Genomic DNA, 23,624 nt, shown 5'->3' with positions numbered 1-23,624 from the left:
GCTTTTAGGATTAAGATAGAATTACATAGACAATTCTTCTTCCTTCTTCAGCTGGCGCATAAGCTTCTTTTGCTGGCGTTTTTCTTTAAATCGAATAAGCACCATATATAAAGAAGGAACAACCAATAAGGTTAAAACCGTAGAGAAGATAACACCGGAAATGATGGTTATCGCCATTGGCCTGAAGAGTATGTCTCCGATAAGTGCAACAGGCAGTAGGCCGAAAATGGCTGCTGTTGCTGTTAATAGAATTGGGCGGAAACGTGCTTCGGTTGCTTTAATAACAGCCTCCGTTAATTCCATACCTTCATGTCTGGCATCTTCCATAAATTCAATTAACACAATTCCGTTTCGAACAACAATTCCTGCTAAGGCTGTGATTCCGATGACTGACATAAAACCAATTGGTGTTCGTGTAATGAACATTCCGATGATTCCGCCGGCCGCCGCCAAGTATACTGTTGTTAAAATAATAACTGGAATAGACAAGGAATAGAACTGGATCGTAATTAAGATGATGATGATTACGATACAAGCTAGGAAGAGCTTTCCTAAATCCCCAAAGGATTCAGCCTGCTGCTCAGTTTCCCCTCCAACTTTCCAATTATAACCGTCAGGGAGGTTAAGACTTTCTACTTTCGGCAATATTTCAGCCATTGCCTGGGTAGCGGTCGTTCCTGTTCTAACATCAGCCTCAACGGTTACCGTACGCTCTAAATTATAGTGGGAAATCTGCTGTACAGAGAACGCAGGCTTTAATTGTGCAAGCTGTGCCAGCGGAATTTGTTCACCTTTTGCATTGGTCACACTGAGTCTTTGAAATAAAGTGGTTGGATCTTCTTCCGTTTTCTCTAAATAAATCTTTATATCAATCAGATCATCGCCTGTGTCAAATTCACTGACATCCAGCCCTTGGGTGATTAAACGAAGGGTAGTTGATAGATCAGTGTAGCTCACAAGGTTTTGATCCATGGCATCCTGATTCACTGCAAATTCGAGTGAATAGCGCCCTGTTCCAAGGGAATCAGAGATATCGTATGTACCATTTGTCTCTGAAATGATCGTTTTCAGCTGTCCGGACAGATTGCGAAGCTGTTCTAAATCTGGTCCAGTCAGGCGAATAGATATGGGTGCACCTGCATCAATACCTGCTGATGGTGACGAGGTTACTACAGAGAGTCCTGGGTATGCTTGCTTAAAATGGTTATTCCATTCCTCAATCGTTTTTTCTATTTCAAACTTTCCTGCTTCACCCAGGACAGCTACCTGCCCATTTTCCATGCCAGAGCCTGCTGGCATTGCATTAAAAAGCTGCGGTGCGGCACCCCCGGAAGCGGAACTGACTTCTTTCACCCCAGGCAGTTTCTCTGCCCAAGCGGCAATTTCCTTTACTACCCGATCCGTTTCTTGAAGTGAGGTTCCGGTTGGCATTTCCACATTTATCGTGAATTGTGGATCTTCTGCCTTAGGGAATAACTCAACAGGAACAAATGGTGTTAATCCATAGGCGGCTGTTCCAATTAATAGTCCGGTTAATCCAACCCTTAATGGATGCTTAACAACTTTTTTCATTAACTTCTGAGAGTAAAAATGGTTTAAAGCATGAATCTGTTTTCCTAGAAGGCCCGCTGGCTTGCCGGATTGCTCACGTTTGTATTTATTGCGTTTTTCATTCCATTCCCGGAATATCGGAACAATCGTAAGAGACATCACCATAGAAGCCAATAAAGCAACGATAATAACGAGGGGAATTGGTTTAATAAATTTCCCCATATCACCGGATAAGAACATAAGCGGTAAAAATGCTGCAATCGTTGCGAATGTGGCTGTGATAATGGAAATAATTACTTCTTTTGTACCTTTAACAGCAGCGGTTAAAGGACTTTCCTTCAATACCGTTAATCGTCGTTCAATATTGTCATTAACAACAATTGCGTCATCCACTAAAAGTGACAGAACAATAATGATCCCAATAACCGTCATCTGATTAAGTGTCACGTCAAACATAGGGAGGAACAATAATCCTACTGCTATCGATAATGGAATGGCCAGCGCTACTATAGAAGAAGTGACCAAATTTAATCCCAGCATACACACAAGGACCACGGCAACCATCGCAATGATCAATTCTTTCGATAGGTCGGCAAACATATGATCAATTGTATCTTTTTGAGCATATAACAAATCAAGCTTAAAACCTTTTGGAAGAGTCGTCTCCAACTTTTTCATTGACTCGACTACAGCAGCATCTACAGTTGGTACATCGCTTCCTGTTTCTCCGCTAATGCTGAGAGTAACGGCGGGCTTCCCGTTAAAGTAACCATTATAAGAGCCTTCACCATGTGTAAGGGCAATTTTGCCTATATGTTCTAAATAAATAGGAAAGCCATCCTCTGTTCTCGTAATAATGACTTTATTCAGAGCGTCAATGCTTCTTGCATCTGAAATTCGAAGCTGATAATTTCGTTCTTTATAATCAATGTCCCCAATCGGTATGCGTTCATTTTCCGCTCGAATGGCTTGAGTAACCTGCGGCCAGGATACATTGTACTGCTGCATTTTCTGAGTATCCAGGTCCACTCGGATTTCCTGCTCAGGGATTCCTTGGATGGTAACGTCTGAAATGCCGGGAACGGCTCGCAGCTGGTCCTTCCACGAGTCCATTAAATCATTTAATTCTTTAAGCTGTTCTGGCTTGTCAGCATATACAGCATATGCGCTAATAAACGTTTTGATTAAATTATCGTTGACAAACGGCTGAGTCGCATCATCTGGAAGCTCTGCTTCGGCATCTTGTACCTTTGTGCGAAGCTCCGCCCATTTTTCCTTCGGCTCGACATCCGGCTCTAACATAACCGTAATGGTTGATATACCTTCCATCGAAGTGGATGAAATGGTATCAACACCTTGAATCTCTTTAATTTTTTGCTCAATTTTTTTCGTCACCGTTTGTTCGACGGTTTCTGGAGTTGCTCCAGGATAAGCAGTCGTCACGATCGCCTGGCTAATGACAAGATCGGGAATTTCCTGCTTCGGTAATTGAAAGAAGCTAAAAATCCCAAATAGGGTGACTGCTGAAAAAAAGAGGAGGGTAATTTTGCGTTTTTTGACCAAATACTCTATCATTTCGTTTTACCTCTGCCAGTTTCCAACGGGTCACCGTCAAGCAATAATTCTCCTCCGCGAATTACGACTATATCGCCAACTTTCAAACCACTCATAATATGAATTTTGTTATCAATTAAATTACCTGTTTGAACTTCCGTTTTCACAGCATGGCCTTTTACTTCTTTGAAAACATACGGGGCGTTGCCGCTGCTGATGACCGCTTCTATTGGAATGAGGATTCCTTTATTATCACTGGTCACCCGGTTTGCCCTTACTACCTGGCCTGGCACCCATTCAAGGTTTTCGTTTGGAATGATAACCTCGACACTGATTGTACCGGTGCTGGCATTGGTTTGCGGGTAGATTTTATTTACTTTTCCTGTTCTCTTTTGATCATAAAGCGAGACCGTTACTTCCTGCCCAGCCGTCCAATCCTTTATTTCTTTATCGGGAACCGGAAGAAGGACCTTTAGCTGATCAGTGCGGCCAAGCTTGTAAACTGGTGTTCCTGGACTGACCATCTGGCCTTCTGAAATAAGCTTTTCTAACACAACTCCTGTAAGAGGCGATTTTAGTTGTGTTTTAGAAAGGGTAAGCTCTGCCTGTTTCTTTCCGATAAGCGCCTGCTCGTAAGCTGCCTCAGATTGGCCTCTTGCGGCGATCGCCTGTTCTTTTGAAGCAACAGCCTGCTCTCTTGCAGAAATTGCCTGTCCTTTAGCAGCCGTTGCCTGTCCTTTACCAGCAACAGCCTGTTCTTTGCCAGCCTCTGCTTCTTGTATGGATGAGGCTGCTTGTTTCCGCTGTTCTGCAGTCGCTCCTTCTAAAATAAGCGATAACGATTGTTCTGCATTAGCTACATCTTTTTGTGCATTGGTCACTACAAGCTGCATATCGTCAAAATCCTTTTTGGATGCTAATCCTTCATCATATAATCCTTTTATACGGTCAGCATCCAGTTTGGCTTTGGTATAGGCCGCTTTAGCCCTGTCAACAGCCAGTCTTGCCTGGGCTTTTTCCTGCTCGCGTGCCCCTTTATTAACGGCTTCGAGGTTGGCTTGTGCACTGCTGATCCGTGCATTTGCTGCTTTTATATTGGCTTCTGCTGATTTTATTGATTCATTTGAGGAACTAACACCTGAATCCGCCGCTCCAATCCCTACTTCAGCGGAGTTAATGGCTGCATCCGATGAGTCCAGGGCAGCCTGTGATTGAAGAATGGCATTATCGGCCTGCTGCACTTGAAGCTGATAATCAGCAGGGTCCAAATTCGCTAAACTGTTTCCTGCTTGAATTGGATCACCAATATTAGCATCCATGTTTTGAATCCGTCCTGCAACCTCAAATGAAACATCAGTCTCTTCGTAAGGCAGCAATTTTCCTGAAAGGTTGGTAATTCCATCAAGAGACTCTTCAGCGACACTCGCTACTTCCACGTTTATTGCTGTCTTTTCTACCTGAACGCCGCTGGTTTGCTTTGCTGAGCAAGCTGACATCACAAGAGCAAAGCTTACAGCTGCGGTTACTAAAGGTAAACGTTTTCCCACTTTTTTCTCTCCCTCTATATTTTTTTGGAGTAAATAGGAATATCTCTTTCTTTCCCCCCTGAAACGATAAAAATGAATTAGAAATTTCTCCTGAAAAATACGGTTTATACCACTAAGTCATTTTTATACTATTCAGTTTCCAAATGAATTATAAGTCCTGGGTATAGTACTGTCAATAAATAGTTTCTGTAACATTTATTTACATTTTTTATGGCGAATGAACTAGTAATTTGTCGGACTAAAGCTGTGGCTGCAAGGGGGGTAATAGTCTAGGAGAATTGAGGGGAATAAAGGGGAGCAGAGACCTAAAAGCCACCTGCTTATATGGTTTTTTCCTATCCTTATACAATAATCTGAAATAAGGATATGAGATATTAGATATGTATAGCAGTGGATAATAGATTCTATCATTAGTAATCAGGTTTTTTTATCTACAGCTTTTGCCCAGATATATATAATGAGAAAACGGGACCTTAGCGCATAGCTTTGGTTTCTTTTTTGTGTTAGAGTTTTAGTCGGTCTTCTTTCGACTTACCTGACGGTGAACAGTTTTATCACAGTATCATCAGGGTAGATTAATGGAGTAAATCATTGGAAGCGGTCAAGCTAAAAGAAATCAAACGTTAGGAGAATAGAATTGTGAAGAAATTGGTTTTGACGTTTTTCATTGTTTTGCTGGCATCGCTCAACTTGAGCAATGGAACGGAAACAAAGGCAGCCATAAGGAAAGTCACTGTTTTATTTGGAGACAGTAATACAGCAGGTTCGAATTGGGTAGCTAATCATTATTACAGCAGTGCTAAATGGGCAAATCGGCTTTTGCAAACACGTCCTGTTTTTAATGCCGGTGTTGGCGGAAATTCGACCGGTATGGCGAGGCAGCGATTTACAAGGGATGTGCTGAATAAAAATCCGAAAACCGTGATCATCATGTTCGGAACGAATGATGCGCAAATTATGAATAGCAATAGCTTGCCAAGAACTTCAAAAGCAAATTTCAACAAAAACGTAAGGTATTTTGTTGATAGTCTCAGGGCTCGAAAGATAAATGTCATACTGATGACCGCCCTTCCCGTAATTGAAGGAGGAAAAGGGCATTATTATTCAAGAAATAGAGAGGCTTTATACAAGCCTTACGGTGGAGCTAGGGAATGGCATGACTCTTATAATGATATAACCAGAACAATTGCCAGGCAAAAAGGCGTTCCTTTAATTGATACATATCGGATCTTTTTGCAATATGCAGGTGGAAATACAGATCAGGCACTTACTGATTCAGGATTATATGATCCATCAGGAATCCATATGTCGATGTATGGGGCAGACGTGCTCTATCAAACGGTTCAAAAAACACTGGAGTTGAAAAGGATGTGACCGGTGCTTTACATGACCGATCATTTTTCGAATGAATTGTCTTTAATCGTATGTGTAGTTGAAATGGAAAAGGGCTTACATATGCTATCTGTCTTTTTACGTTCACAGTAAGTTATTTTCACATATTATATGGATAAATATATTCCTAAGAATGTTTAGCCTTACTAGCTAGTCAATATAATAAAGTGGTGAGTAGCCCGTTGCAGAACTTAGCTGCAATGGGTTTTTCTTGTTAGAAAAATCGACAGTATCTTATTAAGAATGTGGGAATGTGTTGAACGATTTTTATTAGTTTGCTTCCAGGTTCATGTTATATTTTTATAATCAGTAAACTATAGAAGGAATGAACCAATGATGAGAGTTTTAATGAAAATTTACCTTTCTTTGTGTATTATCCTGTTTTCATTGTTTTATCCTATAGGAGCTAATATTATTTTTGCTCCTTCACCTAAAGATAGCGTTAAAGCGAGTGCCGCAGCAATCGAAAACAAAAAGTGGGACCCGGTTCACATTAACCCACTTCCCAGCAGTAAAAGTGTTGCTTTCGCATTTAGTAACAAAGCTAGAGTCGCCACAAAACCGTTTCCAGCACAATTTCAAACAGTAAATGGTATTTTAACGTTCAGGGGCGGACCTGCCCGCAACAGTGCTGTGATGGGAACCCCTATTATCAAAGAAGGGAAATTGAGGAAAAGCTGGTCCTTTCGCACATCTTCCTCACCAAGATGGGGAGGAGGGGCAGGCTGGACCGGACAGCCGAGTGTGATTGAGTGGAACAAGCGAGAACAGCAAATTATGAATGTTTATCCGGAATATAAAAAGAAAGCCAGTTTCAAAGAATTGATGTACGGATCTTTGGATGGCAAGGTCTATTTCCTGGATCCTTCGACAGGCAAGCAGACAAGAAAGCCTATCGATATACATAATCCCATCAAGGGAAGCGTTGCTCTTGACCCACGCGGTTATCCGCTGCTTTATGTAGGGCAGGGGATTCCGCAAACGGGTAAAATCGGCTTTAGAATTTATAGTTTAATAGACCAATCCTTGCTGGCTTTTATCCCTGGAATGGATTCCTTCGCATTCCGCGGCTGGGGAGCATTCGACAGTTCTCCGCTGATTAACCGGGAAGATGATAGCATGGTGGTAGGCGGGGAAAATGGCCTCGTATGTTTGATAAAACTATTCACAAACTATGACCCGACAAATAAAAGGATAAAAATATCACCGGTTACAACAAAATATCGTTATAAACAGCAGAAGAATGCCTATCCGGGCATAGAGAATTCCATATCTGTTTATAAGAACATAGCTTATTTTGCCGATAATGGCGGCGGGATACAGGCACTGGATTTAATCAAAAAGCGTCCAATCTGGGCGAACCCGGCATATGATGATACAGATGCCAGCCTGGTAATTGAAGAATCGGGCGGGGTGCCTTTCTTGTATACCGGCTCAGAGATTGATAAGCAAGGCACAAAGGGCTATGCCCGATTACAAAAATTGAACGGGCTGAACGGCAAGGTAATGTGGGAAAAGAAGATTCCTGGCTTTTCTGTTAAAGGAGAAAATCCGGTGAATGGCGGAGTTTTAGGGACACCTATTGTAGGCAAAGGCCCATTGGCAGGGCAGGTTATCTACAATATTTCCAGATATAAAACGATTAATGGCGGATTACTGATCAGCCTTGATACAAAAACCGGAAAAGAAAAATGGCGGCTGCAGCTTCCAAATTACGCCTGGTCATCTACAGTCGCAGTCTATACTTCGAATCAAAAGGCGTTTCTTGTACAAGGAGATTCGGTGGGTAATTTATATCTCATAAATCAACTTGGGAAGGTAGTTACCAAAATTAATTTAGGAGCCAACATTGAAGCCTCCCCAATTGTGGTGGGGCAGCAGATTATTGTCGCAACAAGAGGCGGAGCTTTTCATAGTGTTGGCATAAGATAGGAATAACAGGAGGCACTTCTCAGAGGAGAAGTGCCTTCATGCTGTCGAGAAATTAGAAGTGGTATATACGATATGCTCAACCTGATTGGAACAAACTTATTCCTTCATTTATTTGTTTAGCTTATTTGAGAATGATTTTCGGAACTATTTTCACAACCATCAAAAAAACAAGTTATAGGTACATTAAAGGCTATGGACAATTTATGTAAAATTTCCAAGCTGATATTCTGTCTGCCATTTTCCATATTTCCTACCGAAGCACGCGTTACACTAAGAATATTTGCTAATTTCGTTTGAGACATATCGTTGTGTTCTCTTGTTCTCTTCACATTCTGACCTACCATTAGCTTTATATCCATTGCCGACACTCCTAAAAGTTGTTTATCCTAATATCCTTTTTTTACTAGTATCGACATTTTTTACATTTTATTTACTTTGCTTTAAGCAGAAGTTGTAACTTTTCTTTAAACTGCTCAGTCATTTACCGGTGTTGGTAATATATTAATCTTTATTTTGAACTATTTTAATACAGGATTCTGGAGAATAGAAGTTCGTTAATAATCAAAGTCTTTTGAAAAAGCTGTCCAGCTTAACCATGCCGGACAGCTTTTTCTTCTATTTTACCGGTCTATTAGTCTTGATGGGTATATGTTCATAGGTCTCTTTAACTGTAAAATTTTAACAATAACTTAATGTAATACTGTAGGAAGGTGTGTTTCAATTATTTAGTAGAGTACTAATTATTACTAGTAAGGAGGCGATAATTCAAGTGAAGCTGGATTTGTAGTTTGACCAAAATGTGAATCCGGCCAAATAATTAAAATTTGGCAAAAATAATTATGATATTGGCCAAAAGTCCTTAAAACGGCGAAATAATTTTGTTGGTTGCGCTTTTGCATGGATATAGGATCTGCAAAATTATACAAAGGGAGAGGTTAACAGTGCGGAAAAGAAAATCTTTCAGTTTGGCATTGATTTTTACCATGATAATCAGCCTTTTTGCTCCATTTAGTGCCGCAAATGCTACGGAACCCATTTCAGTTGCACAGGCTATAGCGGCTAATACGGGAACTGCAACTGTAGAGGGGTATATTGTGGGGGTTACCACAGGAGGAAGTGGTGGCACTGCATCCTACGCCCATAAAGCACCATTTACTGTCGAAACGAATCTCGCCTTAGCGGATGATCCAAATGAAACGGATAAAACAAAGATCATTCCGGTGCAGCTTCCAACAGGACCCATCAGGACAGAACTTAATTTAAAAACAAATCCTGAAAACCTGGGTAAAAAGATTCAAATCACGGGCAGCCTGGAAAAATATTTTACTGTTCCTGGATTAAAGTCACCAACCGCTTATACATTTGTGCAAGAAAATGACCCGACAAAGGTCCAGTCAGTAACTGCTAACCCGGGAGCCGGACCTGTAGCTGAAGGCACCAGTGTTATATTATCCACTGCCACTGAAGGTGCCGCTATTTTTTACACAACAGATGGCACCGCTCCCACAAAGGAAAGCCGTCAATACATTGCACCCATTACGATCGATAACGCAATCACCATAAAGGCTTTTGCCTCAACACTTGGCCTGGAAGATAGTGAAGTAACGACATTTGAGTATTCTGTTTTGCAAAAACAAACGATTGCCGAAGTGAGGGAACTCCCGGTCGGTCATTCAGCTCTTACCTCCGGAATCGTGACGGCTGTTTTCGGAAATACGGTTTATATCCAGGACGATACAGCAGGTATTGTTTTATATGGCAGCAACTTAAACGTTGCGCCTGGAGATAGAGTGCAGGCTTCAGGTAAAATTGCAGATTACAATTCACTTCTGGAATTGGAAGTGCAGGCTAGCAATGTAACAGTGATTGAAAAAGCGGAGGTGCCTGCTGCACAAGAATTAACAGCGGCCGATCTTCAGGAAAACAAAGAAGCAACCCTTGTAACTGTAAAAAAGGTTACTGTTGAATCCCTTGCAGGCGGGAACTACACAGCTAAGGACGCCAACGGAACGTCATTCCAGATTCGCCCCCAGGATGCGTCATTGCTTTCCGTGGATACAAGCTATGATTCGATCACAGGGGTGCTTGGAGCATACAAAAGTGTGTATCAGCTGATTCCGAGAGATGCGAGCGACATTATCGAAGATTCCAGCAAGGTGCAGCGTATCACTGCAACGCCTGGGGCGGGTCTTATCAAAGCAGGTGATAAAGTAACGCTAGCAGCCCCAACTGCAGGTGCAACTATCTATTACACAACCGATAACACGAATCCTACAACCAGCAGCCAGGTTTACGGAGGTCCAATTGAAATTTCGAAGGACACTGTAATAAAGGCCATTGCTGTAAAAGAAGGGCTAACCGCTACTGATGTTTCAACTTTCAATTATATCATTCAAAAGGATGTTGTCCGCATTCATGACATTCAGGCGGCTGCTCATTATTCTCCTTATGAAGGCATAAATGTAGCAGACATTGAGGGCGTTGTAACGAAGGTTGTAGATGCAAATAACTTCTATATGCAGGATACTCAGTCTGATAATGATGAAAAAACATCTGAAGGAATTTTAGTCTATAAAAGGCCTCATGGTGTAAAAGTGGGCGATGCAGTGAAAGTAAGCGGACAAGTGAAGGAGTATGTGCTGGAAGGCTATGCTGAAAAACAGCAAACTGATTTGCCGGTAACTGAAATTAATGCAACCGCCATTATGGCTACAGCCAGCGGACAGACGCTCCCTGCTCCGGTAGTGATTGGACAGGATCGGATTCCTCCTGCTGAGGTTATTGATAATGATGGGTTATCAACATTTGAACCCGAACAAGACGGAATCGACTTTTTTGAAAGTCTGGAAGGCATGCTGGTTCAAGTGGACAATGCAAAGATAGTAGCACCACAGAAATACGGAGAAGTCATTGTGGTTCCTGGAAATTTCGATACCAATACGGATGCAGGCGGCCTAAGGATTACCGAAACAGACTTCAACCCGGAACGGATTACGATTGATATGAATGATGAGAGCTTTGTGGCAAAAATGGGTGACAGTTTTGCGGGATCGATTAAGGGTGTTGTCAGCTATGGCTACAGCAACTTTAAGGTTCTCAGCAATAAAGCGGATCTGCCGCAGCTTGTGGAAGGTGCTAATACACGTGAGACAACGACAATTTCAGCAGCTGCTGATAAGCTGACGATCGCTTCTTATAACGTGGAGAATTTTTCAACGAAAACACCGGATGCCAAGGTAACCAATTTGGCTGAGGCCATTGTCAATAACCTGAAGCAGCCTGATATTATCGGACTGACGGAGGTTCAGGATAATGATGGCCAGACAGACAGCGGCAATACGGATGCAAGCCAAAGCTTTGAAACGTTAATTGCAAAAATTAAAGCGCTTGGCGGAGCAGATTACCTATATACGGATATAGCACCATTGGACAAGCAGGATGGCGGAGCACCGGGAGGAAATATCCGTGTTGGCTTCCTTTATAAACAGGACAGAGTAACACTTGTGCCTGGAAAAAAGGGAACAGCAACCGACGCAGTTAGTTTTGAAAATGGGAAGCTTACATTGAACCCGGGCCGAATCGATCCGACGAATGCCGCTTTCAATTCATCCCGCAAGCCTCTGGCAGCACAGTTCGAGTTTAATGGAAAGAATATTATCGTTGTTGCGAACCACTTTAACTCCAAAGGCGGTGACCAGCCGTTATTTGGGAAGGTTCAGCCGCCAGTGTTACAAAGTGAAGTACAGCGTATGAAGATTGCAGAAATCGTCAACAGCTTTGTAAAAGATGTAAAAGAAAAGGATCCAAATGCGAATATCGTTCTGCTCGGTGACTTTAATGACTTCGAATTCTCCAATCCTCTACAAACATTAAAAGGAAACGAACTAACAAATATGATTGAAAAAGTTCCGGCAGATCAGCGGTATACTTACAACTATCAAGGAAATGCCCAGGTACTGGATCATATTTTAGTATCAAATAACCTGGCAGCGAATACTGAAGTGGATATTGTTCATATCAACTCAGGGTTTATGGAAGAGCACGGACGGGCAAGCGACCATGACCCGGTACTGATTCAAATGAGCTTGAATAAAATCGAAGAACCAAAATACGACAAGGTGTACAATCTTAGTGGCTACACAGCTGGCAAATTAAAAATAAAAGAGGACAATGCATTAGTCAGCATGGACAGCACTTCAACTATAAAAGATGGCATCTATCTTATGAAATCAACAGCAGCATTGAAAGGGGAAGGGTTAAAGGATACTAGAGTCATTATTACCCCATCTTCAAAAAATTCTGTTATAGATTTCACCGGTGCCGAAGTGAAAGAAGTGGTGATTGAGAGCAAAAATGTAAAAGAAATAAGAGGTGCAGAAAACATACAGCTGTGGAAGGTGAAGAAAAACGTGGATACTTCTGCGATTACATTTTATAACTCTGAAGGTGAAGAAATGGATTCACCTTTTGCTTCTAAAAACAAGAAGTCTGCCTAATCGAAGGTGCCGGGATTCCCTATAATATGGGAATCCCGGCACTTTTTTCTTTTTCAATCAAACGATTGATTAAATCATACTAATCAATCGTTTGATTAAACAACAGGTTCTAGGCAGCATTGGCCGAAGAAGATTTAGTAAATACAAACGTGATTGTTTGCAAAACCCCTTCTAACCTTTTGAAGAACCCCATAAATTAGATATGAACTCCTGTAATTATGCGGTTTTGAAAGGGGGATAATGTTTGAAAAAAGTAAGAAAAGTAATTATTCCTGCGGCTGGGTTGGGAACACGTTTTTTGCCTGCGACGAAGGCAATGCCCAAGGAAATGCTCCCAATAGTGGATAAGCCGACAATTCAGTATATAGTCGAGGAGGCGGTTGCTTCCGGAATTGAAGACATCATCATTGTGACTGGAAAAGGAAAGCGCGCCATTGAGGATCATTTTGATCATGCTTTTGAATTGGAAGCCAACCTGATGGAGAACGAGAAGTTTGAAATTCTTGAAAAGGTAAAGGCATCTTCTTCTGTTGATATTCATTACATCCGCCAGAAGGAGCCGCTGGGTCTGGGGCATGCTGTTTGGTGTGCCCGAAAGTTTATTGGCGATGAACCGTTTGGGGTGTTATTGGGCGATGATATCGTAAAAAGCGAGAAGCCCTGTATGCTTCAGCTTATTGAGCAGTATAATGAAACCTTTTCAAGTATTATTGGCGTTCAGGAAATACCGATGGAAGAAACGTATCGTTATGGTGTCATTGATCCTGTCAGCACTTCATCACGCTTGATGCAAGTAAAGCAATTCGTTGAAAAGCCAAAGGTAAATGAAGCTCCTTCTAACTTGGGGATTGTAGGCCGCTACATTTTAACGCCAGAAATATTCCGTTATTTGGAGGAAAAGAAAAAAGGAAAAGGCGGAGAAATTCAACTAACGGATGCCATTGAACGTCTCAATACCATTCAGCGTGTTTTCGCATATAAATTTGAAGGAAATCGTTACGATGTGGGTGAAAAATTAGGCTTTATTGAAACCACGATTGATTTTGCTCTTGACCGTGAAGATTTGAGGGAGGGTGTCCTGCGCCTGCTCGAGAAACAATTATTCAATCATAAGAAACTGAAACCTGTAGAATGAAAAGGCTGCCTCCAATGCTGTGAGGCTTATCTAATCATAATATCCAAATCTGCTTTTTGAAAGTTTTAATAATCGGTGTTCCATATCATTACAAAAAAACTAAGGGAACTCTTGGCTATAAGCCCAAGATGATAGACTAATAAACTTCCTTTTATCATTCTCTTTTTGGAATAGTAAATAAAACCCAACATATATTTCTACTACTAATCATTCCTTTTAAACAATATGCTGAGGGGTTGAGTTTGTGGAGAAGTGTATGAAATATCTGTGGTTTTTAGGAATACTATTCATTTTATTTTGGCCAGAAAATGTGCAAGCCGCCCAAGCAGAAACAAAAGTGAGAGTTGCCGTTAATGATAGAATCTGTACTGACATAAAACATGGCTCCATGATAATGAATGGAAGGGCATATATCGCCTGGGATGATTTTGTCAAAATAACAGGGGCAATGATTCAGAATAACAGCATTTCTAAAACGGCCACGATTAAAAAGGGAAACATTACGGTTAGCATTGATTTATATAATGGTACCTTACAGTTAGGCAATAACAGCTTTAAGGGTGAGGTTGTAGAAAAAGACGAAATAACATATATTCCAATCAGACTGGTTTCCGAGTATCTGGGTTACAGAGTCTATTATCTTTCTGATGAAAGAATTGTCCGTCTGGTAGATGGAAACCACAAATATAGTAATGGTCAATTTATTAAGACACTCCATAAGGCTGCTGCAAAAAAGGTATATCTAACGTTTGATGATGGCCCAAGGGCGCATACAGCGAAGCTCCTGAAAATTTTAGCTGAAAAGAATGCGAAAGCAACTTTTTTTCTTGTTGAACCGAATATGAAACAATACCCTCAGTTTGTAAAACAGATTGTAAAGAGCGGGCATTATGTTGGGTTGCATAGTGTCAGCCATGATAAAAATAAATTGTATGGAAATCCGAAAAACGTTGTGGCGGAAATGGATCAAACACGAAAAACATTATATTCATTAACTAATTTGAACAGCCGTTTGGTGAGAGTTCCGTATGGAAGTAAACCATTTATGACTGCTCCGTTTCGGAACGGATTAGTTAGCAGCAATTTTAAAATGTGGGATTGGGATATTGACACACTGGATTGGAAATATCACAAAAATAACCCTAGTGAAATTATAAAAAAAGTGAAGTCTGGATTAGAAACATATAAAAACCAGGATCGAGTGGTTATTTTACTTCATGATGTAGAAGGAACCATTAATACATTGCCAATTATAATTGATGTAATCAAAAAAGCTGGCTATTCATTGGAAACCTATAACCCTGAGGAGCATTTTACGGTGAATTTCTGGAAGGATAAGAGATTATAGAAATTAAACATAGATATACAATAATGGAAAGAATTACTGTAGTTATTCTTACCTATAATAGCAGAAATATATGTTTATGGAAGCTTTTCCCCGGATATATAAGTAGGAGATTACTATATTTCAGGGGAGGATTTTTATAAATGGCCAAATCATATCGGAAGTTTACAGCTACCGCGGCAACGGCGGTATTAGTGGCAAGTGCGATTGCTCCTGCCGCATCAGCGGCAGGCTTTACAGATGTACCTGCCCGATACCAGGATGCGGTGGATTTCGTCGTTTCAAAAGGAGTCAATGGTTTAACAACAACTACTTTCGGGACCGGCGATGACATCAAGCGCGTGGATGCAGCGGTAATGATTGCGAAAGTGCTGGGGCTTTCCATTGACACAGCTCCACCATCAGGCTTTACCGATGTTCCTGAACGTGCCGCAAAATATGTTAACGCAATCAAAGCGGCGGGCATAACCAGCGGGAAAACAGCTACCAGCTTTGATTCAAACAGCAAAATTACCCGTGGCGAGCTGGCCATTTGGATTCAAAGAGGATTTGAACTTGAAGGATCAGGCCAATTGAAATTTACAGATGTGAGCGACCGTTACGAAACTGCAGTCAGGGCATTAGTAAGCAATAAAATCACAAACGGGGTTTCTGAAACCAAATTCGGAGTGGAACAATCCGCAAAGCGTGGAGACTATGCCATCTTCTTACATAGGGCTGCTAACGCTACAGCAACACCAGGTGTAGTCGAAATCTCAAGTGTAGAACCGACCAATGCGAAGACGATAACTGTGCATTTTAATGAGCCATTAGATCCTGAAACTTTATCAACGAATGATAATTTGAATCTTATTACATTGGATAGAGGCGAAGGAGCAGAAAACCCTGGTCAGGTATCACAGCAATTAAGTTCTGACGGCAAAACGCTAACATTCAAAGCAGCAACTTTTTTTAAAGGTGATTACACGGTCAGAATTCCATTTGAAACGGTAAAAGGAACTAACGGAGAATATGTTAGCCCTGCCAATCAAATCGTCACAGTAAATGACGTGGCTGGACCTGATCTTGTATCAGCTGATGCAATGGCAAGAGCTACAAATGAAACCATTAAAACTGTAACATTACATTTCGATGAAGAGGTAACTTCAATCGATAATGTAAAAATTAATAACGCAAATTATACTCCTTCAATTACCGGAAATACAGCAACCTTCACTGTCAACCTGGATGCGTCCCAGCCGTATGAAGTAACAGTAGTAAATGCAAAGGATGCTGCCGGAAACATCAAAGAGGTCCAAACAGCACCGCTGCGAATTGGTCTAGATAACACGGCACCATCAATTTCTGCCGTAGAAGCAACAAGTGAAAATACGGTGAAAGTCACACTTGATGAAGAACTGGAAGGCAACTTGCCGATTACTGGCAGGGTAGGTTCATTTACTGCCAATATTGTTACTGAGGTTAAGGTTAATCCGACAAATAACAGAGAATATTTTGTTACTTTAAACAGGGATTATTTATTCAGAAGCGGCAACACAGATACGGTTACATTAACGGTTGCAAAGGATGCGCTTGAGGACAGGTTTGGGAATACAAACGCTTCCGAGGTTACAAAAACAGTGACAGTTACCAGGGATACCGCTGCTCCTGCAGTAGCAAGAGTGGAAACAAACTCTACAAATGGTGATGTAACTGGATTTACTGTAACCTATAATAAAGAGGTTGAAGACCTGGACACCTCCAAGATTTCCGTTGTTAACTCCAGAGGTGAAATCCTGCCATTCGCCAATGTTATCCAAAGCGCGACCATTTCGGATACTAATCAAAATCAAGTCACATTTACACTTAAATCCGGTGTGGCAGCCGACCAATATGGTTTTAACTTTGCTGAAGGTGTTGTAACCGATAGATCGCTCTCTCCTAACCAAGCTGGGAATTATTCCTTTACAGTGGATGTTACGGATGCCGACACACCGGTTGAAACAAACTTTAAAATTGAGGATGCAACAGTTTCAGAGAATGTTATCACTGTCGATTTTGGTACGAAGGTTAAAGGATCAGGTACAGGTTCGGCCTTTAACCCGGCAGCCTACGAGATCAATGGTGCAAAACTGCCGGCCGACACTGACATAGAGTTTAGTCGCACTGGAGGAACGCTGGACCAAACAACAGTCAATATTACTCTTCCAGCCGGTTTTATTAGCGCGAATGATGAGAAAGCTGTATTCCGAGTTACTGGCGTTCAAAACCTGGATAACAAGGTAAACAACTCCTTCATTGCTTTATTGCCAGTTACAGACAATAAGGCACCAGAACCAGCATCATTTACAGCAACTGAATTAAATGAATTGACAGTCACTTATTCAGAACCAATCGTAGCTCTTGGGACAGGAGCAGATGTAACCGACGAATTAAAGCTTGTCAACAGCAATGGTGCATCACTTCCAATTACCGGAGCAACTGTAGAAGCAGGCAAACTAGTTCTCAACGTTGCTGATGCCTCAACCGTAAGCAGACTGACAACTCTGGAAGTGGCTTCCGGTTCAACTGCAGATATTAAAGATGCGGAAGATAACGTTCAAAGTACAGGTATAACTATTAATAAATAGTAAAAGGCAATAAGGAGGGGCAGAAAGCTGGTTAGCTTCCTGCCTCTTATTATGTAAGCCTATATCCCGACGGCCAAATAAATTCGAAAATGGCAAAATTAATTGCCACTTTGGCGAAATAAATTTTAAAACGGCGAAATGAATGGAGCTTTCGGCAAAATTAATTGGATAGCAGTTAGTTATCATGGTACATAAATTGTATTTTTAAGAGAAATTAGTGTTTAGTAAGTCGAATGCATATTTTTGATGAAAAATACTTGTCTAAATCTTAAAATATATGAGAAATTACATAAACAAAGGTAAAATTTACTCATATATCCAAACTAAAATTTTTGTTAAAATCACAGAGAAGATACGGTCAATGTATCCTCTATTTCTAAATATTAGGTTGCTATTAAAATATTAAAAACAAATCGTACATTAGAGGAGAAAAATTAAATGGCAAAGTCTTTTCAAAAGTTCTTAACTGTCAGCGCTACTGCTGCATTGGTTGCGACAGCTGTTGCACCGGCTGCTTCTGCAGAAGGCCATACTTTTACAGATGTAAATGACCGTTACGATGAAGCGGTTAGCTTTTTATATGCAAATGGAATGATTTCAGGGAAAACTTCTACAAAGTTTGGCACAGGCTTAAACCTTACTAGAGGTGATGCTGCCGTTATCCTTGCTAATGCGCTAGAGCTTGATACTGAAACTGCTCCAGATGCTGGATTTAAAGATTTAAACTCACGTGTTAAAGGTGCGGTCAATGCCTTGGCTGCAGAAGGGATCATTTCAGGCGTAACAAAGGATACCTTTGCACCTAATCAGCTTTTAACACGCGGGGCTATGGCAAAGTTTTTGGTAACAAGTTTTGGTCTGGAAGATTTTGCGGAAGAAACTCCATTTACTGATGTAGGCGGTGTTTTTGCTCCATATATTGAAGCTCTTTACGGAACAGGAATTACTTCAGGTAAAACACCTTCTAAATATGGAACTTACATTGAAATCACTCGCGGTGACTTTGCAAATCTTCTCTATAACACTATTATGTTCGTTGAGGAAAACATTTATTTTGCAGTGGCTGAATCTGCAGCCATTACAAATTCAAAAACGCTGACAGTAACGCTTGATGAAGCAGTACCTCAGGAATTTACCGCACAGGATGCAGCTGATACGCTATATCTTGGTGTCGAATATAAAGATGGTACTGTTGAAGAATTAATACCTTCAAAAGCAACTCTATCAAATGACCGGAAGACGTTAACCTTTGAGCATAAAGACTTGGCCGGTAAAGAAGGAACCCTTTGGATTGACGATGTGGAACTGGCGTTTGACCATGCTGCCCCAGTTGCAGGTGCAGGAACCATCACCCTTGAAGGCGGGTCTGCAGTAAACTTTGATTTTGCTGGCAAAAACACTGCTTCAGCTACCCTGCCTGCAACAAATGGTATAGCCAACTTAAATGGAATTGTATTAAATGTAGCGGACTCATCATTTACGGCTAACCAAACTGTGAATGTTATTCTTAAAAGCACAGATGTAGAGGCTGCCAAAAGCGCGGAGGGCAAACCGTGGGGAGTACTTGAACTGAAAAATGGTAAATGGAACCTTGTGGATAAAGAAATATACAATTTTATTCCAACAGGAAACTACACTTTTGAAGCCCAATTTAAGGATTCTAACAATAATGCAACGAATCTAACATTTGATTTTAAAGTTGGGGAATAATATGGAAGAAGATAGCTCTGATCCAATACGGATTGGGGCTATTTTTTATGTTCTAAAAAAGGGATTTAATTCTTATAAATATAAATAAGACATTTTATTTTCTATAAATTCCCAATTCTATTTATGGTACATTTTTACTTTTCTATCCAATTTTATATGCTATAATTCTCAAATAATAGTTCTAAAGAAATAGGAATAATGGTAGAAAATTAGATTGAAAGGAGAAACTTGAGTCATTCTATCACTTCCAAATATCAAGGCGGGGAAATGAAAAGTGCAAATATATATAAAGAGAATTATGCTGATTGTTACTGTTGTCCTGGGAATTTCTTTTATGCCAGAAGCTGCAAAGGCGGCAATCGTTAAGAACATAATGGCAGGACAGGATGCACCGGTATATAGTTTAAGCGGTAAAACTAAAGTAATGGTAGGTAATTTAGTAAAGGGACAGGAATATGCTCTCATAGGAGAGGATAGCGGAAACTACCATATTACATTTGGGAATGGACGGGCTTATGTCAGCAAGCGGAATATGGCTATTACTGCCAGGATGGCAAATCAAACAAACGAGTCCCGAATTGGAACAGTGAAATCAGGAGTCATCACACTACGAAAAACGGTAATCTATGATAAGACCGATAAAAGCAAAAAGGCTATTGCTGTCATAAACACAAATATAAGGTTTCCTGTACTTTCCAAAGCAGGTGAATGGTATAAAGTTGGTATTGGTAACAGGATTGGGTTTATTCCATCGGGAAATGTGAAGGACGATCAGGGAATCCCGGTTCTGATGTACCACCATATGCTGGAAAACCCGGCACTTACTCCTTTCAAGAATAATGATATGGTAATCACTGTTTCAGCTTTCGAGGAGCAAATGAATTTTCTGAAGGCGGATGGCTGGAAAGCGATTGATGGACAGGAATTAGAACGATATCTCAATTCTGAGCAAATTTTAACAGGAAAAGCAGTGTTGATAACCTTTGATGATGGATATACCTCGTCTCTTAAATATGCTTATCCAATCCTGAAAAGGAACGGATTAAAGGCAACTCAATTTGTAATTGGAGGACGTACCTATCCGGCCGCCAATCCCTGGGATGAGAACAAACTTCAATATATAGGTTACAAAGAAATGCTGGAGACGTCAGATATTTTTGACTATCAGCATCACACATTTGGCATGCATCTTCGCGAATCTGAGAGTCTCATACCATATTTAATCTCCAAAAACTATGAACAAATTAAAGCGGATGTTGAAAGAGGGAGACGGCACCTCGGGGAGGGAGTTCTTGATCCTGCCAGCATCAAATACTTAGCTTATCCATGGGGCCAGTATGATGAAGAAACAATGGCAGCTGTAAAGGATGCAGGCATAACAATGGCATTTACAACCGAGACCGGAAATGTCAAACTGGGTGACAATCCGCTTAAGCTAAAAAGGCAGGGTATCGCTCCAAGGCACAGCGTTGCTGATTTTGTTAATAAATTGAACGGAACATATGTTGACCCTAGGATAAAAGTGAATAAACCCGTTCAGAATGTTGTGGAGAATCCCCAGCAGAATGGCAAGACGCCAAGCAAAACTGGAGCAGCTTCCTCTAAAGGGAAGTAATGAATAAATAGCTTAATAAGTTCCTAAACATAAAACCGCCTTCAGGATTAGTATCCGGAAGGCGGTTTTACTAGCTAAGAATATAACCTTTTTTAACCAGCACGGATGTCTAGCTCGAGCGCCCAGCCTCGACGCACAGGACGTGCTAGTGCCGACGCTGCCACAGGACGTGGCGAACTTAGCCGACGCTTTCGCTTTTCTTAATTAGTTTCCAGTAACCGTCACTGGCGCAGCTGCTGCAACATCTATGATCCGTCCTTCGACCTTAGGATCGACTGTTGTTTGAGTCTTTAAATAGTCTCTGAACATTTCGTAGTCTACATATCCAGGTTCACTTACACGGCCTTCTTCATATGCTTTCTTGAATACTTCATAGCCGTCGCCGCCTTTAGCGGTAAATGTGTTGGTAGCTACAAAATACGAAGTTTCGTCATTGATAGGAGCAAAGCTGCCGTCAGCGCCTTTTACTTTTACTTCGAGAACCCTTTGGCCGGCTGGCTTGCTGCTGTCATATGTGAAGGTTAAGCCTGAAACCTGAAGGAATCCGCCAGAGGCTGCCGGAGCCTGGCTGACACTGTGCTCAAGTGCTGCTTTCACTTCAGAGCCCTTCAGGTTCATAATGCCAAGCGTATTTCCAAATGGCATCGTTGTTAAAATTTCGCCTAACGTAATATCTCCTGCTTCAATGGAAGCGCGGATTCCTCCACCGTTTGTTACGGCAATAACTGTATCAGGATTTACTGTTTTGGCTTTGGCTAGCATTCCATCCGTGATCAGGTTTCCTAGGTTCGTCTCTTTCGCGCGGACATTTTCCCTGACACCGTCTAAAACAGCTTTTGCTTCTACTCCAATAGACTGGCTTTGCAGCGCTGCAATTTTATCGCTGTATGGCTTGAGCATCTCAAGTACTGCTGGATCATCAGCTTTTTTAGTAATGTCAATAAGCTCGCCGGCATGGCCTATCACTTTTCCATTTTCATCGAATTCTACATCAAGAGTGCCAAGAGAATTGCTGTATTCACCGGTCTGGACGATTACAGTAGACTCATTGCCCGCTTCAACCACTGTAGGTGCTTTTAGAACCGTATGTGTATGGCCGCCGACAATGACATCGATCCCTTCGACCTTCTTAGCCAATTCCAGATCGTTATCAAATGCAATGCTATCATCATAGCCAAGGTGGGTTAGAGCAATGATTTTATTAATTCCCTGTTTTTCAAAAGCGTCCACCGCATTTTCTGCTTGTTCAAGATAATTACTAAACTCAATTTTTCCCGTACTTGAAATGGTCGGCGTTTCCTCGGTAGTTAAACCAAATATACCAATTTTCTCGCCATCAACCTCTTTGACAATCCCATTGTAGATATTGCCATCTTTAGGGGAGCTTGAAATGGTACCCTGGTACAGTCCGTTAAACAATGAATCTTTGGAGAAATCCACGTTCGCACTAACGAATGGGAATTCAGCTTTTTTCACGAAGTCGGCAAGCCCTTTATGGCCGTCGCTGCTTGAGCCAAGGTCAAATTCATGGTTTCCGAAGGTCATAGCATCATAGCCTAAATAATTCATGAATTCAAGATCCTGCTGTCCCTGGAATTCATTGAAGTAAAGTGTTCCGGAAAAAACATCCCCTGCATCAAGAAGGAGCGCATCAGGCTTCTGGCTTCGTACTTCCTTAATCGCTGTCGCACGCTTGGCAATTTTTTCGGTATGTGAATGAGTATCATTAGTGTGCATGATCGAAAGCTTGAAATCTTCATCTTTCTGGGCAAGTGATGCTTTATATAAAAATATCGCGAAATCCCCGCGCTTGGCAGGCTGGTTAACACCGAACTTTGTTTTGTTAACACCATTAGTGATATTATTGGCGACCATTGCTTTAACAGCAGCATCATAGCGTGCGTTCACATCCGTAAAGGCATGCTCGGCAGAACCTTCCAGCTTAAAGCCTTTTTGAAGCCAGATAGCTAATTCTCCACGGGTTACAGGGCTATTTGTTCCAAATGCTGTTGCGGTTTTGCCGGAAATGATTCCAGCAGCTTTAAGTGCGTTCACTGCACCTTGAGCCCGGGCGGGAACATCTTTAAAGCCTGAGGCTGGAGCATTCTTTGTATCCAAACCAAGGACATTGGCTAATAAAACAGCAGCATCAACACGCTTGATTGTCTGGTGTGTGCCAAAAGTCGTTGTATAGCCATTTGCGCCTTTTGAAACTAAAAAGTCTACAGCATCCTGATAATGAGGGGGTACATCTGTAAATTTGGCGGCAGCAGAAGCAGCAGGAACGGCAATAGAAGCAGTAATAGCAGCAGTTGCAGCAGTAGCAATAAACTTGCGGGAAACTTTTGAAAGGTAAGCCATCTGGTTCTTTTCCTCATTTCTTTTTAAAATTTTTTTATGTAATTAGTAAAATAATAGACTACCAAGTTATTATAACAAACATTGTTATTTCTCATTCTAGAAAAATAAAATTATTGCAATTATTTAACAACAATTTACATACCAGAATGCAGCAAGCATGGTATGCCAGTTCACAATCAGAATGACAAATAATTTACATTTTCTGAGTGATATCTTCACTAGTAATATGTTACTATTAAGTCGTCTTGCAATTCAAAAGAATTACATAGGGGGAAATATTTTGAAAAAGGTTATTACTAAAAAATCTTTAGCAAGTACAGTGCTGGCATTAGGAATTTTGGTGCCGCAGGCTGCTCCTTCCATTACATACGCTGAAG

Annotated in this window: 12 protein-coding genes; 8 read left to right on the top strand and 4 right to left on the bottom strand. The window is 41.2% G+C overall.

The features are described 5' to 3' along the window. Nucleotides 1-21: 21 nt before the first annotated feature. Both D0469_RS12535 and D0469_RS12530 read right to left on the bottom strand, forming a co-directional pair. Entirely contained in the window at nucleotides 22-3,126 is a 3,105-nt protein-coding gene (locus tag D0469_RS12535; protein WP_117327079.1) for an efflux RND transporter permease subunit, read from the bottom strand. Then, nucleotides 3,123-4,652: an efflux RND transporter periplasmic adaptor subunit gene (locus D0469_RS12530; RefSeq protein ID WP_233523043.1), complete on the bottom strand. Its 1,530-nt coding sequence runs from the start codon at nucleotides 4,650-4,652 to the stop codon at nucleotides 3,123-3,125. The genes D0469_RS12535 and D0469_RS12530 overlap by 4 nt, the downstream gene beginning before the upstream one ends. A gap of 639 nt (nucleotides 4,653-5,291) precedes the next feature. Between D0469_RS12530 and D0469_RS12525 the strand changes: the two genes are divergently transcribed. Next, nucleotides 5,292-6,026 (top strand): SGNH/GDSL hydrolase family protein, encoded by a 735-nt coding sequence (locus tag D0469_RS12525; protein ID WP_233523042.1) that lies wholly within the window; start codon nucleotides 5,292-5,294, stop codon nucleotides 6,024-6,026. 351 nt (nucleotides 6,027-6,377) lie between these two features. Beyond that, entirely contained in the window at nucleotides 6,378-7,976 is a 1,599-nt protein-coding gene (locus tag D0469_RS12520) for an outer membrane protein assembly factor BamB family protein (RefSeq protein ID WP_117327078.1), read from the top strand. A 116-nt stretch (nucleotides 7,977-8,092) separates the two neighbouring features. On the opposite strand, the gene D0469_RS12515 is transcribed toward D0469_RS12520, so the two are convergent. Beyond that, entirely contained in the window at nucleotides 8,093-8,335 is a 243-nt protein-coding gene (locus tag D0469_RS12515) for a helix-turn-helix domain-containing protein (protein WP_117327077.1), read from the bottom strand. Between the two features lie 582 nt (nucleotides 8,336-8,917). Here D0469_RS12515 and D0469_RS12510 point away from each other — a divergent pair. The 6 genes from D0469_RS12510 to D0469_RS12485 all read left to right on the top strand — a co-directional run bounded on the left by D0469_RS12510 (nucleotide 8,918) and on the right by D0469_RS12485 (nucleotide 20,886). Next, nucleotides 8,918-12,472: a chitobiase/beta-hexosaminidase C-terminal domain-containing protein gene (locus D0469_RS12510; RefSeq protein ID WP_325048952.1), complete on the top strand. Its 3,555-nt coding sequence runs from the start codon at nucleotides 8,918-8,920 to the stop codon at nucleotides 12,470-12,472. A 244-nt stretch (nucleotides 12,473-12,716) separates the two neighbouring features. Continuing rightward, the gene (gene galU / locus D0469_RS12505) at nucleotides 12,717-13,607 is read left to right on the top strand and encodes a UTP--glucose-1-phosphate uridylyltransferase GalU (protein WP_117327076.1); all 891 of its coding nucleotides are present in this window, start codon (nucleotides 12,717-12,719) and stop codon (nucleotides 13,605-13,607) included. A 256-nt stretch (nucleotides 13,608-13,863) separates the two neighbouring features. After that, the gene (locus D0469_RS12500; RefSeq protein WP_117327075.1) at nucleotides 13,864-14,955 is read left to right on the top strand and encodes a polysaccharide deacetylase; all 1,092 of its coding nucleotides are present in this window, start codon (nucleotides 13,864-13,866) and stop codon (nucleotides 14,953-14,955) included. A gap of 140 nt (nucleotides 14,956-15,095) precedes the next feature. Continuing rightward, nucleotides 15,096-17,561 (top strand): S-layer homology domain-containing protein, encoded by a 2,466-nt coding sequence (locus D0469_RS12495; protein ID WP_117327074.1) that lies wholly within the window; start codon nucleotides 15,096-15,098, stop codon nucleotides 17,559-17,561. A 438-nt stretch (nucleotides 17,562-17,999) separates the two neighbouring features. After that, nucleotides 18,000-19,271, top strand: coding sequence for an S-layer homology domain-containing protein (locus tag D0469_RS12490; RefSeq protein WP_117327073.1), 1,272 nt, complete (start codon nucleotides 18,000-18,002; stop codon nucleotides 19,269-19,271). A 274-nt stretch (nucleotides 19,272-19,545) separates the two neighbouring features. After that, entirely contained in the window at nucleotides 19,546-20,886 is a 1,341-nt protein-coding gene (locus D0469_RS12485; protein WP_117327072.1) for a polysaccharide deacetylase family protein, read from the top strand. Nucleotides 20,887-21,090: 204 nt separating this feature from the next. Here the strand turns inward: D0469_RS12485 and D0469_RS12480 are convergent, their stop codons facing one another. After that, a complete protein-coding gene (locus tag D0469_RS12480) occupies nucleotides 21,091-23,247 on the bottom strand; it encodes a 5'-nucleotidase C-terminal domain-containing protein (protein ID WP_117327071.1) in 2,157 nt (718 codons plus the stop codon). Between the last annotated feature and the right edge of the window lie 377 nt (nucleotides 23,248-23,624).

This window comes from Peribacillus saganii (assembly GCF_003429095.1).
Lineage (GTDB): Bacteria > Bacillota > Bacilli > Bacillales > DSM-1321 > Peribacillus > Peribacillus saganii.
Note: the sequence above shows the minus strand (reverse complement) of the source record. Positions and strands in the feature narration are given on the sequence as shown.

Excerpts from the sequence above, each read along its gene's own strand:
- D0469_RS12535 (WP_117327079.1), bottom strand. The coding sequence starts at position 3,126 with ATGATAGAGTATTTGGTCAAAAAACGCAAAATTACCCTCCTCTTTTTT.
- D0469_RS12520 (WP_117327078.1), top strand. The coding sequence starts at position 6,378 with ATGATGAGAGTTTTAATGAAAATTTACCTTTCTTTGTGTATTATCCTG.
- D0469_RS12515 (WP_117327077.1), bottom strand. The coding sequence starts at position 8,335 with ATGGATATAAAGCTAATGGTAGGTCAGAATGTGAAGAGAACAAGAGAA.
- D0469_RS12500 (WP_117327075.1), top strand. The coding sequence starts at position 13,864 with ATGAAATATCTGTGGTTTTTAGGAATACTATTCATTTTATTTTGGCCA.
- D0469_RS12495 (WP_117327074.1), top strand. The coding sequence starts at position 15,096 with ATGGCCAAATCATATCGGAAGTTTACAGCTACCGCGGCAACGGCGGTA.
- D0469_RS12490 (WP_117327073.1), top strand. The coding sequence starts at position 18,000 with ATGGCAAAGTCTTTTCAAAAGTTCTTAACTGTCAGCGCTACTGCTGCA.
- D0469_RS12480 (WP_117327071.1), bottom strand. The coding sequence starts at position 23,247 with ATGGCTTACCTTTCAAAAGTTTCCCGCAAGTTTATTGCTACTGCTGCA.